Annotated in this window: 14 protein-coding genes; 8 read left to right on the forward strand and 6 right to left on the reverse strand. The window is 63.2% G+C overall.

The window, feature by feature from the left end; translation table 11 throughout:
• Nucleotides 1-160 precede the first annotated feature (160 nt).
• Nucleotides 161-2,293, forward strand: a complete 2,133-nt coding sequence (locus LRX75_RS03035) for a TonB-dependent siderophore receptor (RefSeq protein WP_231811747.1) — start codon at nucleotides 161-163, stop codon at nucleotides 2,291-2,293.
• A 47-nt stretch (nucleotides 2,294-2,340) separates the two neighbouring features.
• Here LRX75_RS03035 and LRX75_RS03040 read toward each other — a convergent pair whose 3' ends face one another.
• Nucleotides 2,341-3,240 carry a helix-turn-helix domain-containing protein gene (locus tag LRX75_RS03040; RefSeq protein WP_231811749.1) on the reverse strand — a complete coding sequence of 300 codons (900 nt, stop codon included), beginning with the start codon at nucleotides 3,238-3,240 and terminating at the stop codon, nucleotides 2,341-2,343.
• A gap of 288 nt (nucleotides 3,241-3,528) precedes the next feature.
• Here LRX75_RS03040 and LRX75_RS03045 point away from each other — a divergent pair, with 288 nt between their 5' ends.
• The 3 genes from LRX75_RS03045 (at nucleotide 3,529) to treS (ending at nucleotide 7,204) form a co-directional block, all read left to right on the forward strand.
• On the forward strand, nucleotides 3,529-4,392 hold the full coding sequence (locus LRX75_RS03045) for an alpha/beta fold hydrolase (protein WP_420851132.1): 864 nt from the start codon (nucleotides 3,529-3,531) through the stop codon (nucleotides 4,390-4,392).
• A gap of 112 nt (nucleotides 4,393-4,504) precedes the next feature.
• On the forward strand, nucleotides 4,505-4,705 hold the full coding sequence (locus tag LRX75_RS03050) for a dynamin (RefSeq protein ID WP_113151376.1): 201 nt from the start codon (nucleotides 4,505-4,507) through the stop codon (nucleotides 4,703-4,705).
• Between the two features lie 432 nt (nucleotides 4,706-5,137).
• Nucleotides 5,138-7,204, forward strand: a complete 2,067-nt coding sequence (treS, locus tag LRX75_RS03055) for a maltose alpha-D-glucosyltransferase (protein WP_231811751.1) — start codon at nucleotides 5,138-5,140, stop codon at nucleotides 7,202-7,204.
• Nucleotides 7,205-7,246: 42 nt separating this feature from the next.
• Here treS and LRX75_RS03060 read toward each other — a convergent pair whose 3' ends face one another.
• Nucleotides 7,247-8,572 carry a diguanylate cyclase gene (locus LRX75_RS03060; RefSeq protein WP_231811753.1) on the reverse strand — a complete coding sequence of 442 codons (1,326 nt, stop codon included), beginning with the start codon at nucleotides 8,570-8,572 and terminating at the stop codon, nucleotides 7,247-7,249.
• Nucleotides 8,573-8,645: 73 nt separating this feature from the next.
• The gene (locus tag LRX75_RS03065; RefSeq protein WP_231811755.1) at nucleotides 8,646-8,834 is read right to left on the reverse strand and encodes a hypothetical protein; all 189 of its coding nucleotides are present in this window, start codon (nucleotides 8,832-8,834) and stop codon (nucleotides 8,646-8,648) included.
• Nucleotides 8,835-9,313: 479 nt separating this feature from the next.
• Here LRX75_RS03065 and LRX75_RS03070 point away from each other — a divergent pair, with 479 nt between their 5' ends.
• On the forward strand, nucleotides 9,314-10,696 hold the full coding sequence (locus LRX75_RS03070; protein ID WP_231811756.1) for an enoyl ACP reductase FabMG family protein: 1,383 nt from the start codon (nucleotides 9,314-9,316) through the stop codon (nucleotides 10,694-10,696).
• A gap of 119 nt (nucleotides 10,697-10,815) precedes the next feature.
• Here LRX75_RS03070 and LRX75_RS03075 read toward each other — a convergent pair whose 3' ends face one another.
• The gene (locus LRX75_RS03075; RefSeq protein ID WP_231811757.1) at nucleotides 10,816-12,870 is read right to left on the reverse strand and encodes an acyltransferase family protein; all 2,055 of its coding nucleotides are present in this window, start codon (nucleotides 12,868-12,870) and stop codon (nucleotides 10,816-10,818) included.
• Nucleotides 12,871-13,195: 325 nt separating this feature from the next.
• On the opposite strand from LRX75_RS03075, the gene LRX75_RS03080 reads away from it, so the two are divergent.
• The 3 genes from LRX75_RS03080 (at nucleotide 13,196) to LRX75_RS03090 (ending at nucleotide 15,810) form a co-directional block, all read left to right on the forward strand.
• Nucleotides 13,196-13,885, forward strand: coding sequence for a hypothetical protein (locus LRX75_RS03080; RefSeq protein WP_231811759.1), 690 nt, complete (start codon nucleotides 13,196-13,198; stop codon nucleotides 13,883-13,885).
• A 229-nt stretch (nucleotides 13,886-14,114) separates the two neighbouring features.
• A complete protein-coding gene (locus LRX75_RS03085) occupies nucleotides 14,115-14,798 on the forward strand; it encodes a glycosyltransferase family protein (protein ID WP_231811761.1) in 684 nt (227 codons plus the stop codon).
• A gap of 172 nt (nucleotides 14,799-14,970) precedes the next feature.
• Nucleotides 14,971-15,810 carry a glycosyl transferase gene (locus LRX75_RS03090; RefSeq protein WP_231811763.1) on the forward strand — a complete coding sequence of 280 codons (840 nt, stop codon included), beginning with the start codon at nucleotides 14,971-14,973 and terminating at the stop codon, nucleotides 15,808-15,810.
• Between the two features lie 39 nt (nucleotides 15,811-15,849).
• Here the strand turns inward: LRX75_RS03090 and LRX75_RS03095 are convergent, their stop codons facing one another.
• Both LRX75_RS03095 and LRX75_RS03100 read right to left on the reverse strand, forming a co-directional pair.
• Nucleotides 15,850-16,866: a mitochondrial fission ELM1 family protein gene (locus LRX75_RS03095; RefSeq protein ID WP_231811765.1), complete on the reverse strand. Its 1,017-nt coding sequence runs from the start codon at nucleotides 16,864-16,866 to the stop codon at nucleotides 15,850-15,852.
• Complete coding sequence (locus tag LRX75_RS03100) at nucleotides 16,863-17,807, reverse strand: glycosyltransferase family 92 protein (protein ID WP_231811767.1); 945 nt, start codon at nucleotides 17,805-17,807, stop codon at nucleotides 16,863-16,865. The genes LRX75_RS03095 and LRX75_RS03100 overlap by 4 nt, the downstream gene beginning before the upstream one ends.
• Nucleotides 17,808-17,809: the final 2 nt, after the last annotated feature.

Here is a 17,809-nt window from a genome sequence, read left to right on the forward strand (position 1 = left end):
CTCGATAAAATGGCTCCAGTTATACGAAAAGCGGGGACGAACACGCAGTCGGGCGACATGGACGCCGGGACATCACGCAGACGCGCGGTGCGAACCCACTCAGGACATACCGACCGGGCCTGCCGGCCGCCCTTGCGTCACGCCAATCTGGATACTGCCTATGATCATCGATAGAACACGCCCCCACCGGAGGCTCGCGCCGCTTTCCCGCCGGAGCGCCATCCTCCTCGGCTGCACCGCGCTGGCGGCCCTGTCACCGGCGATCGCATCTGCCCAGGATGCGGCAGCGGGCGCGACGGCGCTCGAAACCATCGTCGTCCGGGGCGGACCGAGCGGAACCGTGCTCGATACGGACAATGATTCGCAGTCCATCGTCGCCACGGAAACGACCGCCACCGGCAAGCTGCCGACCGACATTCTCAAGGCGCCGGCCGCTGTCTCCGTCATCACCTCCAAGGAGATCGAGCAGCGCGCCGCCGATACGGTCGAGCAGGTGGTGCAGTACACGGCCGGCGTGGTCACCGATTTTTACGGCTCGGACGACCGCTACGACTATTTCGACATACGCGGCTTCACACCCTACACCTACCGCGATGGCCTGGCGATCGGCCGGACCTTCGCCGGCACGCGGGAGGAACCTTACGCCTACGAGCGGATCGAGGTGCTGAAGGGTGCCAGTTCCTCCGGCTTCGGCGCGGCCGAGCCGGGCGGATCGGTTAATTACGTGACGAAGACCCCCAAGCGCGAGCGCTTCGGCGAGGTTTACGGCACGGGCGGCTCGTTCGCCCACAAGGAACTCGGCTTTGACTTCGGCGACAATCTGACCGGCGACGACACCCTGTCCTACCGCCTCACGGGCAAGTTCCAGCGCGCTGATGCCGAGTATGACTATTCGCAGGACGACGAGAACTTCCTCATGGGCGGCGTAACGTGGCGCCCGGATGCGGCCACGAACCTGACCGTCGTGTTCGACCATCTCGACAAGGATGGCGTTCCCGGCAGCGGCGGCCATCCGCTGGGGACGAATTTCGACCGGGACACGTTCTTCGGCGAGCCGGATTATTATTTCAGCGAAACGAACCGCAACAGCACCAGCGTCATGTTCGACCATGACTTCGGCAACGGGCTGAGCTTCGGCTCCAACGCGCGCTACAGCAACCTCAATGACGGATTCGGCAGCGCCTATATCGGGGGAACGCCGACCGACGGCTCGACCACGGCGAGCCGCTACTTCTTCGGCAGCGACAAGTCGTCCGAGCAGTTCATCATCGACGCGAACCTCGTCTACGAAACCCGCACCGACACGGTCGAGAGCCGGACGCTGTTGGGCACCGAGTATAATAAATTCGAGTCCGACACCGACAATTGCTACACATCGGCGCCGTCGATCGACTGGGAGAACCCGATCTATTCCGGCGGCCCGGGCAGCCTCTCGCCTTATTCCAGCGTCAACAACGACCAGAAGACGGCCGCCGTCTATCTGCAGCAGGACCTCACCTTCTTCGACAAGCTGACCGTTAGCGTCGGTCTGCGCAACGACTGGCTGGATCTCAGCGAAACGGATCGCCTCGCCGGCTCCACGGCGTCAGGCAACCATAGCGAATTCACCAAGCGCATCGGTGCGAGCTACAAGATCACCGAGGAACTGGCGCCGTACATCAGCTACGCGGAATCCGCGGCACCGCCGGCCTCCGGCGCCGATCCGACGACCGGCAAGCAGTACGAACTCGGCATCAAATACCGTCCCGAAGCCTTTCCCGCCCTCATCACCGCATCCGTCTACGACCTGACCAAGGGCAACATCACCGTCTACGATCAGGTGACCTACCTGCCGCAGTCGGTGGAGAAGGTGCGGCATCGTGGCTTCGAGCTGGAAGCCAAGGCGGAGGTGACGGACCAGATCGATATCATCGCGGCCTACAGCTATATCGACTCCAAGATCGACGAGCCGGACGGCGCCAATGACGGCAACCGGCTGATGCGCGTGCCCAAGCACCTCGCCTCGATCTGGGGCACCTACACGCTGGCGGGCCAAGGCGCGCGCGGCGACATGACCTTCGGCGTGGGCGCCCGCTATCTCGATTCCTACTATACCGACATCGGCAACACGAAGTCGTCGGAAAGTGCCGTCGTGTTCGACGTGGCCTACACCTACAAGATCCAGGAAAACACGACATTCCAGCTGAACGTCAACAATGTCTTCGACGAGAAGCACATCGCGAGCACGGATTCAGGCGCCGTCTATTACAATCCCGGCCGAAAGCTGATGGCGACGCTTCGCCAGACATGGTGAGCTGATGACCCGCACACCGAAACCCGCCCCAGGCACGGGGGCGGGCGTTACGAGGCGCGAACCCGTTGCAGACGCCGCCACGCCGCCGGCGTCTCGCCCTCCACCTGCCGGAACACCTTCGTCAGATGCGCCTGATCGGAAAACCCGAGCTGGGCGGCAATACTGGCGACCGGCAGGTCGCCCTGGCCGAGCATCTGCTTGGCCTGTTCGATGCGCTTGCAAAGCTGCCATTGCAGCGGCGTCTGGCCGGTCGTCGTCTTGAAGACGGTCGAGAACCAGCTTTCCGAGAGCCCGACGGCTGCGGCCATATCGGCCACCGACATGCGGTAACCGCCGACCCTGTCGATATGCACGAGCAGCTTGTTCATCTGCGCCTGCGTCAGCCTGCCCCCGGCCCGCGGGTCGGGTTCGGGTGGAATATCGAGCAGCCCCGACACGATGCTGCCGACGAGGCTCTCGGCATAGACGGCGTGTTTGGTCGGCGACCGGATCTCGGTCGCAAGCAAGCGTGCGAGCGCGTCGATCCCCGCGATGTCGTGCAATTCTGCGGGGCGGCGCAGCGCCGCCTGCGCGCAGGAACTGCCGACCGACGGCGCGAGGTAGCGCAGAATCCGGTCCTTGTGAAGGTGAAGATTGAGATGGCTGAAGCGGTGGGCGCTCCGGCTCGTGGTCCACATCGGCATGCCGGCGGGCACATAGACCGCGCGCGGCATCGCGCGTGCATTGCGGGTGAAATCGTCGCTGCGATTGGAAATGCGCACATTCGGCGAAACGTCGTTGAAGAAGAACATGATGCGCGGATCGTCCGCGAGATAATATCCGCTGGCCCCGGCCTGGCTTTCCGCCTCCCAGAGCACCGTCACCATGCCATCCAGCTGCCGCCACTGAACCGGCGCAGACACGGTGATCCCGTCCGTCCTCCACGACATCGTATGCCAGAAGCCCATGATGACATGCCCGCTTGCTTGAGCCCGCTTATCGACGCGCGGATCGCAGAACGCGCCACGCCACCGGACCGGACGTTAAGCTGACGGTTTTTGTCAGATTTAAACGAACAAGACAAGCGTCGTGCCCGCCAGCCGTCGTCCTGAATATTCGCACACGCGGATTGACATTTAGATTACGATCGTAATATAAAAACTTAAATCATGATGAGCATCATGTTTATGTCAGCATCATCGACGGGGATGTCTCCGCCGTCGCGAACGCCACCGATCAGAAGTCGAGAGCCGCACATGACCGAAGCCCGCCCGTTACGCATGATCAAGACCTCCTGGAAGGACGCACCGACAAAGAGCGTCGATATCGCGGGCACCAGCTTCGTCTACCGGCAGCTCGGGGGCGGAAGCGAGGTGCCCCTGGTCATGTTCAATCACTGGGGTGCGACCCTCGACAATTTCGATCCCCGCATCGTCGATGGCCTTGCCGCGACGCGCACCGTGATCGCCTATAACTACCGTGGCGTCGGCGCTTCCGGCGGCAAGGCGCCGCTGACGGTCGGCGAGATGGCGGACGATGGCATCGCCTTCATCCGCGCGCTGGGTCTCGGCACCGTCGATGTTCTCGGCTTCTCGCTCGGCGGCTTCGTCGCGCAGGACCTGACACTGAAGGCGCCGCATCTCGTCCGCAAGCTCATTCTGACCGGCACGGGCCCGGCCGGCGGAGTAGGTATCAGCAAGGTCGGCGCCGTCTCGCGGATCCCGATATTGAAGGGGCTGCTGACGTTTCGCGATCCGAAATACTATCTGTTCTTCACCTCGACCGCGAACGGCCGCAGCGCGGCACGCGCGTTTCTCGGCCGGCTGAAGGAGCGCAAGGCGGATCGCGACAAGCCGATCGCCATGGGTGCGTTTCTGCGCCAACTGAAGGCGATCAAGGCATGGGGCCTGCAGGCACCGCAGAATCTCGGCGCGATCCACCAGCCCGTGCTCGTCGCCAATGGCGATCAGGACAAGATGGTGCCCACCGTCAACTCCACCGACCTCGCTCGGCGCATCCCCAAGGCCGACCTCGTGATCTATGACGATGCCGGGCATGGCGGCATTTTCCAGTATCACGAAGCGTTCGTTGCACGCGCGCTGGCCTTCCTCGCGGCATAGGCAAGCGGGCGTCGTCTGGGCACGACGGCTGCGGCAATCGGCTTCTTTTATGAAAAGCTTGGACAATTCTGCTTTCGCGGATAGGTTAGTCTGGCTAACCAAGGAGGCAAAATTGAACCGCAACACCATTATCGCAGCCGTCGTCGCTGTCATCGTCGTCATCGTTCTCTGGAGCGTTCTGCGCACGCCTGAGCCGGCACCGGTCCCGCCCGCCACGCCGCCGGCTGCCTCGACCCCGGCTCCCGCCCCGACCACGACACCGCCGGCCACCACCACGCCGGCTCCGGCACCCGCAACGCCGCCGGCAAACTGATCTTTCAGAGCGGCCGCTTCACTCGCAAGCGGCCGCTTACCATCTTGCCACGCCGGTTGCGATCGAGGCATCAGAACCTCGCAAGACCGGCGTCCGGCATGTCAGGGCGTTTCCGCCCGTGGCGCCATCTCCGGGCCGGACGCCTCGGCGCTGCCCGCACATCGCCTTTGCGGCGCCATCTCCGCTCTTCACGCACAACATCGTCATCCTTACCGGCGCCTCACCCTCGACGGAAGTTCGGCCCTGCGGTTCCCTTTCGCCGCGCGGCGCCTACATCGAAGAGCGTGGACCAGAGGCACGACCAGAGCCTTTCCAGCCGAAGCGGAATCGCTTCGGCGTCGGAGAATGCGGCAAAACAATAGACGAGAGCATTTCCGGTGAACCCGTGTTCGCCGGAAATGCTCTGGAACCGGCGCGGGATCAGAACCTGAAATGACATCACCGACAAAAGACCACATCGAGGACCTCGTGTCCTCGTCCATGCTGCACCAGGCGCGACAGTTTGCCGAGAATTACGGTGGGCAGGGACGTTTCTGGCAGCGGCCTTACGCCGAGCCGCGGCCCCGCTCGGCCTCTGCCATCGCCTCGGTCTGGTTTACCGCCTACCCGCCTTCCGTCATCACGCGGGACGGCGACTCGGTGCTGAAAACGCTGGGCGACCCGCAGCTCTGGTCGGCGCTCTCCTCCATCGGCGTGCGCGGCATCCATGTCGGCCCGACGAAGCGATCGGGTGGCCTGAAGGACGGCGCCTACACGCCCACCATCGACGGCAATTTCGACCGCATCGGCTTCGACATCGACCCGGCCTTCGGAACGACCGAAGAATTCGTCGCGATCAGCCGCATGGCCGCCGCCTTCAACGCCATCGTCATCGACGACGTCATCCCCTCGCATACCGGCAAGGGTGCGGATTTTCGCCTTGCCGAGATGAAGGTTGGTTCGTATCCCGGCCTTTACCACATGGTGGAGATCCCCGAGGAGGAGTGGCCGCATCTGCCCGACGTGCCGGAGGGCCGCGACGCTGTGAACCTGGGCACGGAGGCGGTCGACTATCTCAAGGAAAAGGGCTTCATCGTCGGCCAGCTCCAGCGCGTCATCTTCTTCGAGCCGGGCGTGAAGGAGACCGACTGGAGCGCCACGGCACCGGTCGAGGGCGTGGACGGGAAGCTGCGCCGCTGGGTCTACCTGCATTATTTCAAGGAGGGGCAGCCGAGCCTTAACTGGCTCGATCCGACCTTCGCAGCCCAGCAGATGATCATCGGCGACGCCCTGCACTCCATCGACCAGCTTGGCGCCCGCGGTCTCCGTCTGGATGCCAACGGCTTCCTCGGCGTCGAGCGCCGGCTGGAAGGCCCGGCCTGGTCGGAGAGCCATCCGCTGTCGCTGACCGGCAATGCGCTGCTTGCCGGCATGGTGCGAAAGGCCGGCGGCTTCTCCTTTCAGGAGCTGAACCTGACGGTCGACGATATCGCCGCGATGTCGAAGGGCGGCGCCGATCTCTCCTACGACTTCATCACCCGCCCGGCCTATCACCATGCGCTTCTGACCGGAAACACCGAGTGGCTGCGCATGATGCTGCGCACCGTGCACGAGTTCGGCATCGATCCCGCATCGCTGATCCACGCGCTCCAGAATCACGACGAACTGACGACGGAACTCGTGCATTTCTGGACGCTGCATGCGGACGACATCTACAGTTTCAGCGGCCAGACCTGGCAGGGCCGGACGCTGCGCATGCATCTTCGCGATGTGATCCGCGAGCGCCTGTCCGGCGCCAATGCGCCCTACAATCTGCCCTTCGTCACCAACGGCATCGCCTGCACCACGGCCAGCGTCATCACCGCCGCCCTCGGCATCGCCGATCTCGACGCGATCGATGACGAGACGGTGAAGCTCATCCGCAAGATCCATCTGCTGCTGGTCATGTACAATGCGTTCCAGCCCGGCATCTTCGCGCTGTCCGGCTGGGATCTGGTCGGCGCGCTGCCGGTCAGCGCGGACGCCGTGCAACATCTCATGGGCGATGGCGACACACGGTGGATCGAGCGCGGCGCCTACGACCTCACGGGCCAGTCGGATGCCGGGCAATCGGCCGAAGGCGTTCCGCGCGCCCGGGCGCTCTACGGCCCGGTGACGGAGCAGCTGACCCAACCGGACTCCTTTGCCAGCCAGCTGAAGCGGCTCCTTGCCGTCCGGGAAGCCTACGGCTTTGCCGCCAGCCGCCAGGTGATGATCCCCGATACGACCACGCCGGGACTCCTCGTCATGGTTCACGAGCTGCCCGACGGCCGCGGCACGCAGGTGACCGCGCTGAATTTCGGCGACACGGCGCTGGAAGAGGTGATCGTGCTGCCCAACGTCACACCCGGGCCGGTGGTCGACATGATCGGCGAAACGATCGAGGGCGACCTTCAGGAAGACGGCGCGCTGACGATCAATCTGGAGCCCTATGAGGGCCTGGCGCTGCGCATCGTGGGAACGTTGCCCGTTCTGGCCTGACCGAGACCGTCCGACATCCGGCCGATCCTAAAGCGCCGTGCGTCAGTCCCGACGCGCGGCGCTTTCGTTAAGGGGCACCTGCAGGGAGAAGGCCTGGCGGTCGAATCCGACCCCGTCCTTTCCCGATGCTTTGACGCGGTACAGAAACGTATCCGCATGCGCGATCATGCCGTCGAGTTCGGTGTTGGCCACCGCCCATACGCCGCCGACGCTGGCGCGCACATCGACCAGAACATCCGCGTCTGTGCCGGGGTCGCGCACGGAAAAGGGTGTCCGCATCATGCCCACCATGCGGTTGGCGACCGCGACGCCGGTTTCCCTGTTGCCGGCGACGACGACGACGAATTCGTCCCCGCCGACCCGGCAGACGAGGTCCTCGCCCCGCACGCAGGACGTCAGCCGGTTCGCGGCCTCCTGCAGAATGGCGTCGCCGGCCGCATGGTGGTACCGGTCGTTCACCTGCTTGAAGCCATCGAGGTCGATGACCAGCACGGCATAGCCGGACGCGGAGGTCATCTGCGGAAAGCGGGCCTCCAGACCGCGACGATTCAACAGCCCCGTCAGACTGTCCGTCTGCGCGTTGCGCTGCAGGCGTTCGATCTGGCGATGTTCCTCGGTAAAATCGATCGCCATGCCCACGATCTTCAGCGGCCGGCCATCCGCGTCCCGCAACAGGCGACGGTCGCAGCGCATCCACCGTTCACCGGCGATGGTCTCCAGCCGGTATTCGGCGACGTTCTGGTCGATCGCACCGCGAATCAAGGGCGTCAGGTCGGCGGCGGACCTGTCCGCAAGACTGATCTTGCCGAGATACGCATCGAGATCGAGCTGCACGGCATCCGGGCCGTCGATATACTGCGCAAGGCGCTCGGACGTTTCGAAGGTCCGCGCGGGGATATCGAGCTGCCAGAACCCGCCCCTGATGGCCTCCAGCGCCAGCTCCAGCTGGGCAGCCCGCTCGGCAAGCTGCCGCTCCGCATCCTTCGCCGCCGTGATGTCCTCCACCTGCGTGATGAACCGGACGACCTCTCCCTTGCCGTCGCGCATGGCGGCGACGTGGATGCGGACATGGAGCGGTGCCCGGTCCGGCCGGATGTATCGTTTCTCGATCGTATAGCCGTCGCGGCGCCGGGCGAGGACCTCGTTGAAAAGCCGCATATCGGCGTCGAGATCGTCGGGATGGGTGAAATCCGCGAACGCGACGCCGCCTAAATTCTCGGGCGATATCCCGATCATCCGGGAGAACGCCCTGTTTCCCCGCACAATACGGCCCTGCCGATCCACCAGCGCCATGCCGATGGGCGCATGGCGAAAGGCGAAATCGAACAGGGCAAGGCGAGACTCCGCATTTTCCTCCGAAGCGTCCATCACCGTGTCTCGCTTCGTGATCTCAGACGCAGAGCTGCGCGGACATGAGGCCGGGCGGAGACGATCAAGCAGGTCATGAGCCGTCAGCGTCGAAACGCTCGATATCGGCGACGCCAAGTCGCTGCGCGCGCAGCCGCTCCGTCTTCTGTCGCCGCGCTTCATCCTGTCGGCGCTGCATTTCCATCACCGCCTGTTTCGTTGCCGTGATATCGCCGAGAGCACCTGATCCCCGCGTGCGGCGCGTCTTCGTCATGTCATCCATATCGACCTCCGTCGTCATAAAGAATGAGATCGGCCTCGGATGCGAAAAATCAAGTTATCCAAAGTCTACCGCGACGGATATCGCGCAAAAACCAAAAGAAATATTTCCAGGAAATTCGGCATATAAGATATCATCTCTATTCGAAATGATGAATATTCAGATATTCCAATTCTTTATTTTTAGGAGATACCCGATTTCTGGAGGTCACTGCTTTGATATTCTATCGAATTGCGATCTCACATGGCATCCGCACCGGGTCTGGACACCGGAATTGACAGGCTGGTCATCCGTCTGAAGCCGGATCTCGCCCGTTGGCAGGCGCACGGCCCCACCGGATCGGTCGTCAATGGCGCCTTCGGTTCACGTTTCGATATAATCCGTCACGTTAAATGACTTTCCATTGCCGCCAACTCCGTTCATGGGATCATCAACGACTGTTGCGACCTGCGCGCGACGACCCACGACCTGAAGACATGACCATGGAAAAGCCGATCGCACTGGAAAGCATCGCCGAGAACACGCTGTTTCGGAAGGGCGATATCTTCGTTCTCTTCGGAGAGCTGTTCGGGCGCGGCTATGCGACCGGGCTTCTGGATCAGGCACGCAAAGCCGGCATGCAGATCGTCGGCATCACCGTCGGCCGGCGGGACGAGAACAACGCACTGCGGCCTCTGACGCAGGAAGAGCTTTCGGCCGCCGAAGAGCGTCTCGGGGGCAGGATCATCAATGTACCGCTAATGGCGGGCTTCGACCTCGACGGCCCGGAGGGCGGCCCGACGCCGACGGACCTGCTGGCCGAGCTGACGCTTCAGACCTGGCAGGATGCCAGGATCGACTGGGACCATATCGAGACCTGCAAGACCATTGCGACGGACCGGTTCAAGACCGCGCTGGCGCAGGTCATGGCAACGCTGGACGGCATGATCCCCGACGGTCGCAACGTGTTCTTCGCACACACGATGGCTGGCGGCATTCCCAAGGCGAAGGTCCTGCTGGTCGTCGCCAACCGCATCTACAAGGGCACCGGCACCCGCCATATGTCGTCGCAGACACTGCTCGACAGCGACATGGGCAAGCTGATTCTCCAGAACTTCGACGAAGTCTCGGCCAACACCTTCCGCCATCTCATCGACGCCAGTGCCGAGATCCGCGCGCGGGTCGAGGCATCCGGCAGCGCGGTGCGCTACACAGCCTATGGCTATCACGGCACCGGCATTCTGATCGGCGACGCATATCGCTGGCAGACCTATACGAATTACACGCAGGGCTACGCCAAGATGCGGCTCGAGGCCATCGCCTCCGAAGCCTGGGATGCCGGCGTGACGGCGACCGTCTACAACTGCCCGGAAATTCGCACCAATTCCTCCGACGTCTTCACCGGCATCGAGCTTCCGCTGATCCCGCTTCTGCTCGCGCTCAAGAAAGAGAATGGCGGACAGTGGGCGGACGAACAGTGGGCGGCGTGCGAGGCCCTGCTTGCGGACGGCCACACGGTGACGGATGTCCTGCGCCGGATCACAGCCCTTCAGGCAAGCGACGTCATGGTGCCGTTCTACGACTTCAACGCCTGGCCGATGCCCAACAGCCAGGCCCAGGCAGACCTTACCATCGGCACATCCAACGATATCACCGCGATGCATCGCGACGGCAAGGCGCTGATCAGCGACCTTCTGAGCACGCTGGTGGTCGAGGCGACCGGCCGGCTCATCTTCGGAGCGACCTCGGCACCGTCGGGTCCGGTTCGCTGGATCCACCACGATCTCGTCGCCCGCTGCCTCAATGCCGCCCATGGCGGCACCGCAACCGCGCAGCAGGCAACGCCGAGCCAGCCCGAAACGGCAGCGCTGAACAAGGTCGCCTGAGCGACCGGCGACGGCACGCCATATCGAGCGTGCCGCTCGTTCAGAAACGCGCGTCCCGCGTCGAGCTCCTGTCTGCCGTCTTCCCGACCTGACATCCATGGCGCAGGTTTGCGCGGTGTTTATTGGCGCGGCAGCGCCATACTCCATCGATCGGTGGAAGACTGGGACGTGTCGCTACGAGACCTCGCGATCATCGCCATCGCGTCCTTGAAAAGCGGCGCGAGAGAGTTTGCCCCTGTGAGCGTGAGATGATCGCTGTCGCGGTAGAGGATGCCAGCGCTGGAGACAGGATGGCAGCGCGTCTGGTCGCAGAGTGCGGTCAACGGATCGACGGTCGTGGCGCCGGTTTCCCGAGCAACGGTGAACAGCGTGTCCCGGGCGAGTTTCTGCCGCTGCATCGTGTAGCCAAGCGGCAGGCCCGGATCCTCGTTTTCTCCTGTCATCTTCGCCCGTGCCAGCGCCTCCGGCACCTTCACGCCCATTTCCGGCACGTCCTGAACGAGAACGACGCGGGTTCCCTGTTTTGCGAACGCGCCGATCGTCGCCTTCAGGCTGTCGCGCACCGGTGCGGACCAGTCGGGCAGAACGAGCGCTTCGGATGTGTTGAAGAACACGCCTTCTCCCGGCAGTTCGGCGCGGTGTACATATTTCGGCCAGTAGCCGACCATGAAGACATAGGGGATCTTCTGGCGCTCGATCAGATCAACGGCTGCCGCCAGCGTTTCGCGGCAGCGGGTAACAATATGCTCCGGCCCGAACACGGCGTCGGGGATCGGCGGGCAGGATGCGCGCGCGACGAAGAGACCGGAGACACCGGCCTCGCGCGCCGCGGCGTCGATCGCCGGCGCCATCGCCGCCGCATGGGAATCCCCCCAGACGATAAAGCGAGGCGCCCCGGCCGCAGGACCGCCCATCGGGCAGACGGCACCGTCCCGGATGGATTGCGCCTGCAATCCCTCGCCATTGGTATCGGTAAAGCACTTCGGCGAGAAGAACGGGCTCTGGTCGTAGGTTGCGGCATAAACGGCGTAGACGTCGTCCGGCAGACGCTGCGGCAGCCCGTCATAGCGCGTGACGACAAAACCGAACACCGCCGCCGCAGCCATCGAGCCCGCCATCAACGACAGAACGAGCCGACGTGACCGGAAGGCGGCGGCATAGCGGGCGGGCTGCTCGATGACGCGCCATGACAGGATGGCGCAGACGAAGGACAGGGCGATGACGATGAGGGTGTCGGCCAGCGTCAGACCATGCCCGGTCTCGTACCGGTAGAAGACGATGACCGGCCAGTGCCAGAGATAGAGCGAATAGGAGATGCGGCCGATGAAAACCGACAGGCCATTCGTCAGCAAACGCGCGGGAAACCGGCTTTGCGAACCTGCATGGATGACGAGGGCTGCACCGAGCACGGGAACGGCGGCAAAAGGTCCGGGAAACGGCGTGGAATCGGAATAGAGAAAGATCGCGGCGAGAATGGCGGCAAGCCCGACGGTGCCGAGCGTGGCGGACATTCCCGCTCTGTAGTTCGGCCGGGGAGCGAAAGCGACCAGCGCACCGATCAGCAATTCCCAGACGCGGAAATGCAGGAGGAAGAAGGCTTTTTCGGGCGAATGGCCGGTCGCCCACAGGCAGGCCACGAACGAGACGACGATGAGGCCACCGGTGATGTGGAGGATGAACCGGCGGGCGAAGGTGAAGGCGAGAAACAGCGAGATCGGGAAGAGGATGTAGAACTGCTCCTCCATGGACAGAGACCATGTGTGCAGCAGCGGCTTCATCTCGGCGGAGATATCGAAATAGCCACTCTCCTGCCGGAAGAGGATATTGGCCGTGAAGAGGGCGGCGGCCCGCACGCTGTCGCCGAAATAGCGGAACTCCTCCGGCATCAGCCGGAACCATGCGACGACGGATGTGACGGCCATCATCGTGAAGAGGGCCGGGAGAATCCGCCGGATGCGGCGAATGTAGAAGGCGGGGAAGGAGAACGTGCCTGCGACGAGATCGGACAGGATGATCCTCGCCATGAAGTAACCGGAGAGGACGAAGAACACGTCCACCCCGACGAAGCCACCGCGGAAGACGGACACATCGGCGTGGAAAAACAGAACGGGCAGGATGGCGAGGGCGCGCAGACCGTCGAGGTCGGGCCGATAGTCGAGATGCCTGGTACTCATTACACGTTCCGATCCGACCGACGCGGTCATGGTCTTGTCCCTTGCCACGCCGTCCGCGCTTCCTGCACGAAACGACGAGAGAAACCGGCCCCTACCGAGCCCATCGTCATCTTTCGAGCCGCCCCATAGCGGCCCCCGCACTTTGCTGTCGATACCTGCTTACAAAAAAACAGCCTGACCTCCGGCTCTGTCCAAGGCGCATCCGTGTGCTATGTTCCCTCGCCATAACGGATGCCGACGAATGTTCCCGCAGAGGGAAGAGCGGCAAAATGAGACTTTATCGTGGTGCGGCTCGAATGGACCACGGCTTCCCGGGTAAGGCACGATGGACACCGAACAGCTGCAGGCACTGAGAGAAACCCATCGTCGCTGGCTCGCAAAGCTCAAGATTCTCGACAAGCCCTGGCTGGTTCTCGGATCCGCGCCCCATCCGACGCTGCCGCAAGACATCGTCGCGCAGTGTGCCCGCATGGACGTGAACAATGCGGGCAAGACGGCAAACATGCTCGGACTCCCCGCGGCGGACGTCACCTTCCGCAAGCGCAAGAAGTCCTGGGAAGAACATCCCGACGTGCGCACGCGCGGCCTTTTGTGGCTGCACACGCGACCGCTCTGGGTCATGCGCCTGAAATTGCTGATGAAACCCAGCGTTCGCTATCGCAGCCTGATGCGGGCGACCAAGGAGGAGCGCGAGGCGATCGTCGAGCATATGTGCGGCGGCCTGCCGGCGGATATCGGTGAAACCGGGCATGTGACGAACGGCGTCGCCGCCCTCTGCTACGCGCTTTTCGTGGGCGCGCCCTCCGTGACGCTCGCCGGCTTCTCGCTCACGGTCATGGGCCACTCCTACAACGAGAAGGGCAGCACGCGGCGCCAGATCGCCGAAGACGCCTATGTTCTGTCGAAACTTCGCGACCGTGCCGATGTCTTCACGACGGAACAGGGCCTGTCGGACTCCACCGGCATCCGCCACGTGTCGCGCCTCGAGGACATTCTTGAAAACACCGGGCGCTGACAGTTCATAGGTGCTGACCGGAAGGCTTTGATGTCGAAGACCGTCACAGGGTTGCGACTTAACAAAGCCGCTGCTATCCCATCCCGACGGACAAGACGAACCGTGCCGCCCGGCGAAACCCCAGAAGGGGACCGACGGTGTGCAGGGAATACGCCGCAGGATCGCCGGCATCGTCCGGGCGCCACGTCCTGCAGCGTGATGGGAAACCCACCTGAGGAATGAGAGAGATATGACCGAAATTGCCAATGTCTTCATCGGTTTCGACACCAAGGAAGTTGCCGCGTATCACGTGCTTTGCCAGAGCATTCTGGAGAAGAGCTCGATCCCCGTCGCATTCACGCCGATCGTGCTGAGCAATGTCGGCAACATTTTCACGCGTGAGCGCAACGCGCTGCAATCGACCGAATTCTCGTTCTCGCGCTTCCTCGTGCCGTACCTCAGCAATTTCGAAGGTTGGTCGCTCTTTGCCGATTGCGACATGCTGATGCGCACCGACATCGCCAAGCTGTGGGAACTGAAGGACGACCGTTACGCGGCCATGTGCGTCAAGCACGACTACGTGCCGAAGGTCGAGACGAAGTTCCTCGGTCAGGTCCAGACGAAATACGAGAAGAAGAACTGGTCGAGCGTCATCCTGTTCAACAACGCGAAGTGCCGCAAACTGGATCTCGACTACGTCAACACGGCGACGGGGCTGGAGCTGCACCAGTTCAAGTGGCTGGAGTCCGAAGAGCTCATCGGCGAACTGCCGCCGGCCTGGAACTGGCTGGTCAACGAGTACGAGCACAGCGACGATGCCTCTCTCGTCCACTTCACCGATGGTGGCCCCTACTTCGAGGAGTACAAGAACGACGACTACGCGGAAGAGTGGTTTGCGACACGCGAACGCATGCTTCACGTCCAGCAGCGCTGATCCGTTCATCCGGCAGGCCGCGCATGTGGCCTGCCGGACCCGACATCGGCCGCGATGCAGGTCATTTCCGCACCCCCCTTAAAGATAGGCCGCGATTGCTGTAGGGAGTGGCGCATGAGCCGCTCGACGGACGCAAGGTCGCCGCGCTGCAGGGTCCGCAAGGGGTCGAAATATGACGTCGAAAGTTCTGGAAGCCAGCGGTGGCGTGAAGCAGATCATCTGCATCAATTGGGGCACGAAGTACGGCCCGCCCTTCATCAACCGGCTCTATGCCATGGTGGAGCGCAACATCACCCCGCCCTTCACCTTCACCTGTTTCACCGACAGCCGTGACGGCATCCGCCCGGAAGTCGCCTGCGAGGATCTTCCCGAGCTCGACGTCGTGATGCCGGTCAATTCGCGCGGGATCTGGCCGAAGGCGCGGCTGTGGAGCAAGACGCTCGGCAACCTGAAGGGCGCGGTGCTGTTCCTCGATCTCGATCTCGTCATCGTGTCGTCGCTCGACGATTTCTTCACGGTCGGAGGACCCGACGATATCGTGATGGCGAAGAACCAGACCACGCCCTTCGAGCGGCTGGGACAGACCTCCCTGTTTCGCTATCCCGTCGGCAAGCTGTTGCCGATCCAGGACACGTTTCGCGCGAACCCGCAGAAGGTGGCCGACGAATATCGTTATGAACAGCGCTTTGTCACCAAAAACGCGCCGGGCGGCGTCAAATTTTTCCCGAGACGCTGGGTGCTCCACTTCCGCCAGGATTGCCGGCGACCGTTTCCGCTGAATTATGTCCTGCCGCCAAAGCTGCCGACCTCGGCCCGCGTCGTGATCTTTCCGCGCGGCCTGCTTCCCCAGCACGCTTTCGAAGGCAAATATGGGGAAAAGCAGCCGAAGATGAAGCCGGCCGCCTATTTCAAGGCGGTCGTGACGGGCAAAATACGCCGGCACTCCCTCTTCAGCGACCTGCGACACTATATCAAGCCCGCCCTGTGGGTCGGCGACCATTGGCGGGAATAGGCATCCCGATCCCTCCGAAGAGCTTGAAACCGCGACCCTTCAGATCGTCCGCTTCACGCTGACGATCGGACGGCGCACGCCATGGGTCTGCCGGTCTGACAGGGCCTCGGCCACGATGCTGCCGATGCGCTTCGTCTCGTTCAGCGGTTCGTAGGCATAGGGTGCGAGATCGCCTGCAAAGGCCCGGGTGAGCGTCAGGGTCTCGCGAAGGTCGCGATGATAGGTCTCGAATTTCGAGAGCCGCTCGCCGGGAATAGGCGTGAGATCGAGCGTATAGACGGGCTTTCCCGTCACCAGCGCCTCACAGGGCATGGTGATCGAATCCTTGCCGATCAGGAACGCGTCCGCAGCGGCCATGAAGGCGAGGTAAGGATTGTCCCCCGTCCGGTCCCAGACCGTGACGTTCGCGGAGCGCAACGTCAAGGCCGCCTGCAGCGTCTCATCGCTCGATCGTCGCGATACGGAGATCACGATCTTCCAACCCGCAGCCTCCAGACCCCGCACGGCCTCTCCGATCGCCAGATGGCATCGGTCGTCATAGAGATAGGCGCCGTTGGAGCCACCGAGGAAAACGGCGGCGACCCGATCCTCGGGGTCGGCGTACCTCGCCCTCCTCCCGGCATGCTCTGCCAGTCTGTCCGGCGTGATCTGATGCGGAACGCCGACCATCTTGTGCACATGGTCGATACCGTCGAGTTCGGGGACCCAGTCATGGCGCGAGACGAAGACGAGATCGTAGCCATCCACGCGCGGGCGCTGCAGATGCACGGCGAACGGCCGGCCGCCGAAGGCACGCTTGATGGCGAGCACGGGCTCTTCCGCCCGAAAGCCACAGGAGACCATGAAGGCAGGCTCGCTCTCCCGCACCGAGAAGAGGCGCGGGCGAAACCACTTGCGCCAGCCGCGCGGTCGCGTCACGATCTTGACGACGGGACCGGGGTCGATCTGCTTGGCGATACCAAGGCACTGCGTCAGCGTGCCCGCCTTCTCCTCCGTGACGGCCCAGGCCTTGGGCACGCCTTGCGCATTTCGCGCGCGCTCGGGATGGTCGCTCATGCGTCTGCTCCGCCGATCGGGGTCGCAGACGGCCCGAGATCGATCCTGTTCTGCTCGACGAAGGCGACCATGCTGCGGTCCTCGATCACATCGCCCTCGATGTAGCGCGCGGTCTGCGCGACCTTGCGGATGTATTTCTCCGTGGTGTCGTCGAACGACCAGCCGCGCGCCACCTTTTCGGCAAGCTCCTCTTCCGACTTCAGATAATAGTGGTTGAGCTGCAGGTAGTCCGCCGAATAGAAGGCCTCCGCCTTTCGGTCGCGCACGGAGGAGACCCATCCGGCATCATTGGCTGTCCGGTCGCCAAACTCTTTCGTCCGAAAGCGGTGGACGCCGACGCCGGTCACGCGCGTCGGATCGACGATGCATTTGAAATTGCTCGCATTCGCGTCCTGCCGCTCCGGGTGTGCAACCCGCGCCGTGTAGCTGAGGCAAACCGGCCTGTTGGGTCTCGCACGGTGCCCACCATGCCCGAACATATGCCAGGGCAGCGAGATATTCGGAAAGCCCTTGGCGTGCCGCAACGCGTCTTCGAGCGTCTTGTCCCGCCGCGGCAGGAGAAATTCATCGACATCGATGAAGGCCATCCAGTCGTAGCGCCCGCCGAAGTTGAGCAGGGCATGGGCGAAGGCGATGGCCTGGCCGTTCAGCACCACCGACGTCCCCTCGTCGCGCATGCGCATGATCCAGGGAACGATCGTCAGGACCTTTGCAGGCAAGAGCGCGCGGAGGATGTCCATCGTCCCGTCCGTCGAGCCGTCGTCGTAAATGTGAAAATGCCGCACGCCGATCGCCCGGTGGAAACGGACCCACTCCTCGATATAAGGTGCCTCGTTCTTGACGCAGGCCATGATGGCGATGCCGCGCCGATCGGCATGCGGCACCGGTGGCACGATGACGAGTTCCCGCGTGAAACTCCGTTTGCTCTTCCATCCGAACATAT

Source organism: Rhizobium quercicola (assembly GCF_021168455.1).
Classification (GTDB): domain Bacteria; phylum Pseudomonadota; class Alphaproteobacteria; order Rhizobiales; family Rhizobiaceae; genus Ferranicluibacter; species Ferranicluibacter quercicola.